General features: G+C 67.2%; 6 protein-coding genes and 1 pseudogene. 3 read left to right on the top strand and 4 right to left on the bottom strand.

What is annotated here, in order from left to right:
• Together H5J30_RS10115 and H5J30_RS10110 are read right to left on the bottom strand one after the other, a co-directional pair.
• Nucleotides 1-233: pseudogene (locus H5J30_RS10115) on the bottom strand (polysaccharide deacetylase family protein); the annotation flags it as partial.
• Nucleotides 234-244: 11 nt separating this feature from the next.
• Nucleotides 245-967, bottom strand: coding sequence for a phytanoyl-CoA dioxygenase family protein (locus H5J30_RS10110; RefSeq protein WP_309505483.1), 723 nt, complete (start codon nucleotides 965-967; stop codon nucleotides 245-247).
• Between the two features lie 1,103 nt (nucleotides 968-2,070).
• Between H5J30_RS10110 and H5J30_RS10105 the strand changes: the two genes are divergently transcribed.
• The 3 genes from H5J30_RS10105 to H5J30_RS10095 all read left to right on the top strand — a co-directional run bounded on the left by H5J30_RS10105 (nucleotide 2,071) and on the right by H5J30_RS10095 (nucleotide 5,610).
• A complete protein-coding gene (locus H5J30_RS10105) occupies nucleotides 2,071-3,447 on the top strand; it encodes an NAD(P)/FAD-dependent oxidoreductase (protein ID WP_181787087.1) in 1,377 nt (458 codons plus the stop codon).
• 108 nt (nucleotides 3,448-3,555) lie between these two features.
• Nucleotides 3,556-3,804 (top strand): hypothetical protein, encoded by a 249-nt coding sequence (locus H5J30_RS10100; protein WP_181787086.1) that lies wholly within the window; start codon nucleotides 3,556-3,558, stop codon nucleotides 3,802-3,804.
• A 96-nt stretch (nucleotides 3,805-3,900) separates the two neighbouring features.
• The gene (locus H5J30_RS10095; protein ID WP_181787085.1) at nucleotides 3,901-5,610 is read left to right on the top strand and encodes a sugar ABC transporter substrate-binding protein; all 1,710 of its coding nucleotides are present in this window, start codon (nucleotides 3,901-3,903) and stop codon (nucleotides 5,608-5,610) included.
• An 878-nt stretch (nucleotides 5,611-6,488) separates the two neighbouring features.
• Here H5J30_RS10095 and H5J30_RS10090 read toward each other — a convergent pair.
• Together H5J30_RS10090 and H5J30_RS10085 are read right to left on the bottom strand one after the other, a co-directional pair.
• Nucleotides 6,489-6,719 carry a hypothetical protein gene (locus H5J30_RS10090; RefSeq protein WP_181787084.1) on the bottom strand — a complete coding sequence of 77 codons (231 nt, stop codon included), beginning with the start codon at nucleotides 6,717-6,719 and terminating at the stop codon, nucleotides 6,489-6,491.
• A 16-nt stretch (nucleotides 6,720-6,735) separates the two neighbouring features.
• On the bottom strand, nucleotides 6,736-8,613 hold a 1,878-nt coding region (locus H5J30_RS10085; RefSeq protein ID WP_181787083.1), incomplete at its 5' end, for an RHS repeat-associated core domain-containing protein.

The following is an 8,613-nucleotide window of genomic DNA, read 5'->3' as shown; positions in this document are numbered from 1 at the left end:
CCCGGGTCGGCGCGGTGGACGCGCAGGCCCGCCGCCATCAGGCGGCCGTCCAGGGTGCCGTTGGTGCTCTCCACCACCACGGTGGTCCGGTCACCGAGCCCCCGCAGCCGGGTGACCAGTTCGTCCACGTGGTGCGAGGCGTAGTCGGCGGGTTCCGGGACGTCCCGGCCGTCCGGGCCGGCCCACGCGAGCCGGTAGCCGCCGGACTGCCATGCGATCCCCGCGTACAGCATGCGACCACTCCTCACTCGGGCTTCACGTACTCACCGAAGTGCTCGTCGGCGAAGAGGTCCGGCCAGTCCGGACCGGCGAGCCCGCGCTGCCGCGCCCGGCTCAGCGTCTCCCGCCAGTACGGCTTCGCGGGCGCCCACACCGCCCCCACCTGGCAGTAGGAGGCGTCGACGAAGTAGCGGGGGCGGCCCGCCCGCCGGGGCTTCGCCCGGCGGGCGTGGAAGAGCGCGGAGTGGACCAGCACGGTCGAGCCGGGCGGCAACTCCTCGATGAACACCTCACCGGGGACCACATCGGTGCCCAGGTGGGCGCGCGCGGTCTTCTCGGCCGGCTCCCGGTGCGACCCGGGGAGTACGACGAGGCCGGCCATCTTCGGATCGATGCCGTCGAGGTAGTGCAGCGCGTGGACCATGCCGTGGGTACGGGACGACTGGGGCACCAGTTCGTAGTCGTGGTGCCACGGCTTGCCGGGGAGGTCGGGCGCGTGCCGGTCGCTGTGCATGTGGTGGAAGACGAAACGCGGTCCGAGTAACTGGCCGATCGCCCGCAGCAGCGGACCGTGGGTCAGGAGTTCGCCGTGCGCGGGCTGGTCGAATTCCATGACTCTCGGCACTCCGTTTGTGTCCGGATCCACCGCAGACGCAATGGACAGAGCGCGCAGACCGGTGTCGATCCAGCGGTCCGCTTCCGGCTTCAGGCGGGTTACCAGGTCATCGGGGAGGAAGCCCGGCAGCACGAGAAAGCCGGACCGGTCGAACCGCTCGATCTGCTCGTCATTCAGTCCCGGCTGCTGTGAGGTGGCTGAGAGCGTCCTCGCGCGCATAAGAAAGGGCTCCATTCCTGTCGGCTCGGCGATCCGCACCGACGACGGCGACTGCATACCGTGGTCCCGTCGGCGGGTTTGCATTGTTGCGTACCTGACATCAAAGTCCGGAAGCCGACACCTTACCCCCGCTGACCACCACTGTCCGGTGATCCCGCCCACCCGTCCGGAGCACCCGGTTCGCCGCGGAACGTCCCGTCCGGGTCCCGGCGGGCGCCTCCCCCGCGAACTCCGTGCGCGTTTTGCCGAAGTCGATTCGGGCGGGATCCGTCGCACCCGGAAAAAGAGCCGGCAGCTTCCGCTAAACCTCGGTCAGCCCGGGCTTCGGGAAACGGAGGAGCCGGTTCTGAGCAGCGTCGGTGATCGTGTGGAGGATGGATTCGGAAGCCCCGCATTCGTACGCCCTGTCGAACCCGCCCTCGCCGCTCGACTCCGGCTTCCGGCGGTCGCCCCGTTCACTCGTCGCTCACGCTCGCTGCAGTCAGTCACACTGCTCATCAACTCTCCCGGCAGGAAGACGAGTTCCACGGTTAACGGTAATGGAGGGGCGGGGTGGTGTCAGCGGGTCGCGCGGCACGGGTTCTGCCGCGGGCAGGCGAGGAGACAACGGCCGAAGTGACGCCCGGAGCACGTAACAAGATCTTGCCAGGGCACCCCTGCGGGACGTGACCGGTGCGCTGGCAACTCCCCGCACCCGGCCATCCCACCGACCAGCCGCGCCTTCCCGATCCCGGCCTCCCCTCCCCCGGCCGACGGCCCGTACGGGCTGTACGAGATCCTCGGGAGGCCGGTGCTGCCGAAGACCGCGACGTACGGAGCAGTACACGGCTCGTATCCCGCACCGTGGGCGCCGCAGCTCACAGATGGTTTCGACAATGGTCGCCAAGGGGTACCCGGACGAAGTCCCTCGCATCCGGCTGTCACGCCCCGATCTGCTGTCTTGTCTCCCTGATGAGCAGTGGCCCGGTCCGCGACACCGGTGCCTGGTGCCGGATGGTGAACGGGAGAGTGGAATCATGCGCGAGATCGTGATCGTCGGCGGCGGGTACGCGGGCTTCTACACGGCCTGGCGGCTGCAGAAGAAGCTGCGCAGGGGCGAGGCGCGGGTCACGATCGTGGACCCGCGTCCGTACATGACCTACCAGCCGTTCCTGCCCGAGGTGACCGCCGGCTCGATCGAGGCACGGCACGCCGCCGTCTCGCTGCGGCGGCATCTGCGCCGCACGCGGGTGATCGCGGGGACCGTGACCGACATCCGCCACGCGCAGCGCACGGTCACCGTCCGGCCGGAGCACAACGAGGACTACCGGCTGCCGTACGACGTCCTGGTGGTCACCGCGGGCGCCGTGACCCGTACCTTCCCCATCCCTGGTGTCGCCGAGCACGCGATCGGCCTGAAGCACGTGGAGGAGGCGGTCGCCATCCGCGACCGGCTGCTGACCGCCTTCGACCAGGCGGCCTCCCTGCCGCCGGGCCCCCAGCGGCGGGCCCTCCTCACCTTCACCTTCGTCGGCGGCGGATTCTCCGGTGTCGAGGGCTTCGGCGAACTGCTGTCACTGTCCAAAGCCGCCCTCAGGTCCTACCCGGAGCTGACCGCCGACGACCTGTCCTTCCACCTGGTGGAGGCCCGCGGTCGCATCCTGCCCGAGGTGACGGACAAGCCGGGCGCCTGGGTGGTGCGCTCCCTGGAAAAGCGCGGCGCCCGCGTCCACCTCAACACCCAGATCGAGTCCGCCAAGGACGCACACATCGTGCTCTCCAACGGGGAGGAGTTCGACTCGGCACTGATCGTCTGGACCGCCGGCAACGCCTCCAACCCGGTCGTCCACAACCACACCGACCTGCCGCTCGACGAACGCGGCCTCCTCCTGACCCGCGCCGACCTCCGCGTGGGCACCGGCGACGAACCCCTCGCGGACGTATGGGCGGCCGGCGACGACGCGGCCATCCCCGACCTGGCCTCGCACGTACCCGGAGCGCTGACGATGCCCAACGCCCAGCACGCCGTCAGACAGGGCAAGCGGCTGGCCAAGAACATCGTGGCCGGCCTGCGCGGACGCAAGATCCGCCCCTACCGCCACGACAGCCTCGGCGCGGTGGCGACCCTGGGCGTGGGACGCGGCATCTTCCAGTACAAGCGCCTCGTGATCAAGGGCTTCCCGGCCTGGCTGATGCACCGCGGCTACCACGTCCTGGCCGTCCCCACCTGGGAACGCAAGATCCGCGTCCTGGCCGTCTGGCTCACCGCGGCACTCTTCGGCCGCGACATCGTCTCCCTCCAATCCGTCCAACACCCCCGCGCCGCCTTCGTCACCGCCGCGGACCCGGATCACACCCGAACCCACCGAACGGCCGACGCCGCACACACCGCCGACGCGGACGCGCCGAAGTAACCACCGAAGACCCCTCCGCCCCGCACCGGGCGCAGGGCCCGGGGCACTTCTTCCGGACCTTGGTTCGGGCGGACTTCGCACGCTGCCGCCCGCCCATATAGTGGCGAGATGGACGAAGCCGAGGCGAGCGGTCAGGTGTGGAGGGACGAGGTCCGAGCGCGTCCGACAGCAGAGCAGGACCGGGATGCCCTGGCTCGTCTTGTCGAGGTGGACGCGGACTCCTTCGAGGTTGAGCTGTACGAGCGCGCGGCAGATCCCCGGGTACTTTCGACCGATCGCGCGCAGAGGTCGCGGGCCGGGCAGTACGCCAGGCGTGTGCGGCGACGGCGGGAGCGTCAGCAGCGCCAGGGAAGTTGACCATCCCGGCGGCATCCGGTCCGCACAGGCCCGCCAAGGTCGGCTTCCGGCCTCGAACTTCTCGCGAAGACGCAGGTGCCTGGATATGGTGCGGCAATGCGGTCACTTGACTACGCGGCGGTGTTGCCGTTCCTGAGCAACATCGAAGTCGTTGCCTCCACCGTCGTCGCCCTCTGTACCGCGATCACAGGAGTCGTCGCTCTCACACGCGCCATCCGTTCCAACCAACGGACGGTGCGGGCGAAAAGCCTCAAAATTGGCTGGCAGGTCGAGTCCGGCCCCGACTCGACAGGTGCCATCGTCCTCAACGAATCCACGGCCACGTTTCAGAAGTTGGTCATCACTGTCACCTGTGGCTCACACCTGCGTACGGCCCGCAAGGACATCGCCGTCCTCAAGGCGGGCGGCGAGCACCTGTGGCCGAGCGACGACGTCCACCGGTCGGTGCGGGCCCAGCCGTCTCCCGCGGATGCCTCGACCAGGCACCACGGCACACCGCACGATGTGCAGATCACCTTCCGGGACGGCAGAGGCTACTGGTCCCGAAACGAGGAGCGGCTCGACCGGGTGCGGTCGCTGGTGGTCTGGGCGGAGCGGACCCGGGCTCGCACTCTGGCGAGGTACTTCGGGTCTTCCAGCCCTTTCCGCAGAGCGTACGCGGTCTCTGTCAAGGTGGAGTCGTTCGACCGCACCGAGGCGCTCGAAGAAGCGCTCACAAGACTCGTCGCGACTGGCCGCCCACCACGCGGCTACCACGTTCCGGACGTGGTGGCCGGGCCGCATGACTGGATCGGGCGCGTCGTACAGGAAGGCTCGGTACTCGAACCGCCGTTCAGCCCCGCAGGGCTGGCTCGGATCTCCCCTGTCGCCGTGGAAGCGCTCACCAGGCAACAACAGCTCTACGCGATACCGTACGTCTTCGACAGCGTGGCCCTGATCCGCAACAACGCGCTTGCGGGCAGCGGTCCGATGCCGACGACGTTCGACGAGACCATCCGCGCCGGTAACGCAGTTGTCGAAGCCAAAGGGATCGAGGACGGCGCCGGAGTCGCACTCCAGGTCGGCTCCCCTGATCCAGCGGGAAATGCCGGCGATCCGTACCACATGTGGCCACTGTTCTCCAGCTGCGGCGGGACGTTCTTCGGCCTGCGCGGGACTCCCTCCGAAGCGGGCGGCGCCGACAGGTTCGAAGACATCTCAGCGTGGCGCGAGAACTTCGTGAACGCGTTCGTCCGGCTGAGCAGGCTCGGCACCGGCCCGGGCGGGAGCGGCGCACTGAACCCGGACATCGGCCGCGCGGAAGCATTACCGCTCTTCTTGGAGGGCCGCGCCCCGTTCCTGGTCTGCTCGTCACGTGCCCTCGCCTCGATCAAGAACCAGCGCATGGACGTGAGCGTCGCCGCGGTACCCCCGCTGGGCGACAGGCAAGCCGTGTCGATGGTCTCGGTGTACGGCTTCTACATCTACCGGAACGCACCGAACGTTCCCGCGGCACGCGACCTGGTGACCTCCTATCTGTCCCAGCCGGACGCGGGTGAAGACCTCAACAAGCTTCAGCAGTTGGTACCCGTACAGGAGGAGGCGATGGGCACCATCGCCGCCCGGGACGCAGTCCTGCGTCCGTACATCGGTCAATGCGACGACGGCCAAGTGATGCCGTCGTGGCCGGAGATGCGCGCGGCGTGGCAACTCCTCGGACATACCGAGTACAAGGTGTTGGCAGGCGAGGGCGACCCGCATGCCGTGGCCGGGGAAGCCGCCGACGCCGGCTGGGAACTACTCCAGGAAGCACGCCGCTCCGAGTAGCAAACTCCCCGAAGCCGACCCATCAGTTGCTTCACGTACCCCATCCACTGGCCCACCGTTCGGCGCTCCCCAGCCGATATCCAGCCCCGGAACGCGAACGGGGGCGGCCCGGATCCGTGCCGCCCCCGGCCAACCCGGTAGTTCGCTAATTCGCCCGACCCACGGTATTGCGTGGCCTATACATTGAAGCGGAACACCGGATGCACAGTTTTAACCTGCGGAAACACCGGAGGGTCGGGGCGGATCCAGCCAGGATCCAGCCGCCGGAAACAGCGGGTCCGTGACTCTTGTTCACGCTGGATCCACGGGCAGAGTGAGGACCTACCCTGCGCTCTGCACTCGGCCGTGGGGGTGCCCGGCCCCAGGGCGTTCTGTGTGATCACGCGGCACGTTGACATGCTCGTCGCCCTGCCCGTATCGGGCCGCATCGGCGTGAGCAACATGGATCGGATCGGTGGAGCAGACGCCCCTGTTGTCCACGTGCATCACGAAAATCACAGGTCAGGCGACCTTTTCGTCCTCACCACTGCCACGCCCTCCTTGTGGTGGGTCATCGGGAACATCTTTCCTCAAGCTATGCAGAAAAGACCCCAGGTCAGAGCGGGTTCGGCGCCGTTGGACTTCCGTCGGCCACGTAGTGCGTCGAACGGGCGTCACGAACAACCCGCACAGTGCGGGGCCGCCTCCCAGCCCACCACCCGGCCGTCGAAGGCAGCATCAGCGTCGGCTGACGGCTCGACCGCGACGGTGGGAGGTGGGAGCCGGGACGAAGTACAAGTTCGCCTTCGTCGACCGCCTGCTGGCCACACTGGCGGGTCTGTATGCCGCGACCCATCTGCCCGGATGCCGGGGTCAATACTCCCGGAGTGCGGAAAGGTTCACGTCCCAGTTCCCGTTGTTAGCGCCACAGCGTCAAGAACTGAAATCACAGAAAACAGTAGGAATATTCCGCCGCCCAGAAATCGAACCAATCGCGGGGTGGCCATTCCCGATCTTCCAAACATAACTGCATCGACGATGTCATAGAAACGTTGAGCAGCTCCCCCGAGATCCAACATCAAGGCAGCACCCATCAAAGCAAATATCACGGTAAGGAGGATCTGCCCCATTAAGATTTCACCACCCCTACCAACTAGGCACCGAGAATAGCTTCCACACCTTAGTTTCCTCTGCGCCGATTCCACCCTCTATTCCAATTCCAGCGCCGCCTGAAAGCATGGTGGAGGAAACCGGCTCGCCGCGCGAATTGCTTACCCCGACCGCCCTCTCATAGTCGATGGAAACGGCTGGCCCATTGCCGGCCGTAACTCCGAATCCGACACCCTGGCCCTTTATCTGCTCAAAGGAGTCGGCGTTGCTACCCATGAGTCCACCGGTCAGGCTGACTCCCACAACAGGATCGGATGCCCCGTGAGAGAAGCTGATTCCATAGTCGGTGACACCGTCTTCTCGTGAAGTATTGAGCAGGCAGAGCGAACCAGACCTACCGTATCCAACGCCGATTGCACCACTGATACAGATCCCTGTGGTATCCCCGGAGAAATAGGAATCCAACACCCTCTTCTTCAGCTTCCCTCCAGTCGCATCCCAGGCCGCACTCAACCCACCGAGGATGGAAGTCTTGTTTTTCTCCTTCTTCTGCCATTCGGCTTTGGCTTTTGCGGCGGCGAGGAGTTGGGCGCGTTTCATGCTGTCGAGGCGGTAGCGCTCTTCCTGGGCGCGGGCTTGCTGGGCTCGGGTCTGGGCCCAGTAGGAGTTGAAGCTTCTGGTGTTGTGGCGGACGAGGGCGCGGTATTTGCTGGAGACGTGGCCTCGGCTGTTGGTGTAGCCCTGTTTGCGGTACCAGCTTTTGCGGACCTTGTTGTTGCCGTAGCCGTGTTTGGTGACTTCGTCGTAGAGCATCTCACCGGTGGGGTCGGATGCGGTGACGGGGGTGTTGTTGGCGTAGGCGTAGGCGTTGGCCTGGAGGGGGTTGGCGGGGTCGAGGAGGGGGTCGGGGGAGATGAAGGCGCCGAGGTTAGGGTCGTATTCGCGGGCGCCTATGTGGGTCAGGCCGGTGTCGTCAAGGGTGCCGCCGACGAAGCCCTTGGTGCCGGGGAAGTCCGGTTCGGTGCCGGTGGGGGTAGTGGGGCGGGGGGCGCCGAAGGGGAGTTGTTTGCGGCGGATGATGGCCTGGCCGGCGGCGAGGGAGATGGCCAGCATCGCCGTGCCCTGGTGGTCGGAGACCAGGAAGTGCATCGGACTGCCGGGACTGCGGACGGCGACGGTTTCGCCGTCGTGGGCGTAGTAGCGGGTGCCGCTGACGGTGCCGTCGGGATTGAGGTGGAGTTCGTTGCCTTCGGGCAGGTAGAGGGTGGCGGTGTTGTCGCTGGTCGTGGCCAGTAGGCGGTTGCCGTCGGTGTCGTAGACGTAGTCGGTGGAGGTGCCGCTCTCCGTGGCCGTCGCGAGGCGGCCCTCGTTGTCCCAGGTGTAGGTCTGGTCGGCGCTGCCGCCGCTGCGGGCGGTCATGTTGCCGGTAGCGTCGTAGTCGAGGGTCTCGCTGGTGCCGTTGGCACTGCCGCCGGCGGTGGTGACCTTGGTGGTGCTGTGGGGGCGGGGCTGGCCGGGGTCGGGCTGGGTGTAGGTGCGGGTGACGTCCTGGTCGGTGGCGGTGCCGGTGACGGCGTGCTGGGTTTCGGTGGTGCGGTTGCCGATGGCGTCGTAGGTGTAGGAGTGCCAGTACGCTTCGGGGCCGCCGCCGACGGTGGCGGGGGTGGGTTCGTTCGCGCAGGTGTCGGCGGTGGTGGCCCAGGCGTCGGTGAGGCGGCGCAGTGCGTCGGTGGCGTAGCACTGGCGGTCGGTGGTCTGCTGTGCGTCCTGGCCGCTGGTGGTCGTCTGGGAGGTGATGTTGCCGGCGTCGTCGCGGGTGTAGCGCACGTCGTCCAGCCGCTGGGGTCCGGTAGTGCGGTCGGTGACCTGGCGGGTGAGGTCGCCGGTGTGTTCGTCGTATTCGTGCGTGCGGTA

Source organism: Streptomyces phytophilus, assembly GCF_013870535.1.
GTDB lineage: Bacteria > Actinomycetota > Actinomycetes > Streptomycetales > Streptomycetaceae > Streptomyces > Streptomyces phytophilus.
The sequence above is the reverse complement of the archived record's forward strand: the minus strand, read 5'-3'. Positions and strand labels throughout refer to the sequence as shown.

Bases quoted from the DNA above. Each gene is read 5' to 3' on its own strand.
- H5J30_RS10095 (WP_181787085.1), top strand. From the start codon at position 3,901: ATGCGGTCACTTGACTACGCGGCGGTGTTGCCGTTCCTGAGCAACATC.
- H5J30_RS10090 (WP_181787084.1), bottom strand. From the start codon at position 6,719: ATGGGGCAGATCCTCCTTACCGTGATATTTGCTTTGATGGGTGCTGCC.
- H5J30_RS10100 (WP_181787086.1), top strand. From the start codon at position 3,556: ATGGACGAAGCCGAGGCGAGCGGTCAGGTGTGGAGGGACGAGGTCCGA.
- H5J30_RS10105 (WP_181787087.1), top strand. From the start codon at position 2,071: ATGCGCGAGATCGTGATCGTCGGCGGCGGGTACGCGGGCTTCTACACG.